Below are 925 nucleotides of genomic sequence, written 5' to 3' on the forward strand. Positions count from 1 at the left end.
GGCCGCGGCGGTGGTGACATCGTGGGCCGTCCCTGCATCGAGTTCTGCGCAACGGCGGATGAGCACGGTGTTGCTCAATCCGGACAGCGCCTCGCGCAGGCCCGTGTCGGCGCCGACGAGCACGGCCTTGAGTTGGTTGATGGATTGGGTGCGGGCCTTGACCGCTGATGCTTTGGCCAGCTTGAACATTCGGATCATCTCGACCGGACCGTCGCCGGCCTTCGCGCTGGCTGTGGCGCAGCCTGCCAGCACCGCGTGGGCGGCTGCTTCGGCGTCGAGGGCATCGGTCTTACCGCGTCGACGACGGGTGGCCTTGTCGGGCTGGTTGACCTCGATCACCTCGACGCTTTCGGACCGTAGGTGCCGAGCGAGCGCCGCGCCGTAGGACCCGGTGCACTCGACCCCGGCTCGTCGTACCGTGCCGAGCGTGCGCGCCCAGTCCCACAGCTGCCGGTATCCGGCCGCGGTGGTCGGGAAGGACCGCGTGTCCACCAGCGCGCCGAGGACGGTGACCACCGCCGCGACGTGGACAACCCGTCCGCACACGCCAGCACGATCCGCGCCCGCGTCGCGAGTGCTTGGGCGGTCTTACTGCGTCTCACCCAGCCCTGCAACACCGACAGCATCCCGCCAGCGTGACGGAACCAGCGGGACCCGACCGGCCATGACACGCCAACAGCTTCCGCCGCCTGCAGCGTCGTCACGCCCGAGGCGATCCGTCGCCAGAAGTCCCGCTGCACCGCACGCGACGGCTCCGGCCGGCCCGGTGAACGCATCGGCGGCCGCAACGCCCGATCCGCCGCCCACTGCCGCCGCGCACCCGAAGGCGCCTCCGGCATCTGCTTCCCGCCACGTCCCATCGCACATCTCCGTGATCGAGGTGTTGCGACGACCGGTTGAATCCGCCCTGAACTCCGCGGTCGCT

At 70.4% G+C, this 925-nt stretch carries 1 protein-coding gene and 1 pseudogene; both read right to left on the reverse strand.

Going from position 1 to position 925, the window contains the following annotated elements:
* Positions 1-516 (reverse strand): IS110 family transposase (locus ABD951_RS00195; RefSeq protein WP_345340854.1); only part of this gene is annotated, 516 nt, incomplete at its 3' end.
* Positions 517-619: 103 nt separating this feature from the next.
* Positions 620-839: pseudogene (locus tag ABD951_RS00200) on the reverse strand (IS30 family transposase); the annotation flags it as partial.
* Between the last annotated feature and the right edge of the window lie 86 nt (positions 840-925).

This window comes from Rhodococcus olei (assembly GCF_039540555.1).
GTDB lineage: Bacteria > Actinomycetota > Actinomycetes > Mycobacteriales > Mycobacteriaceae > Rhodococcus_G > Rhodococcus_G olei.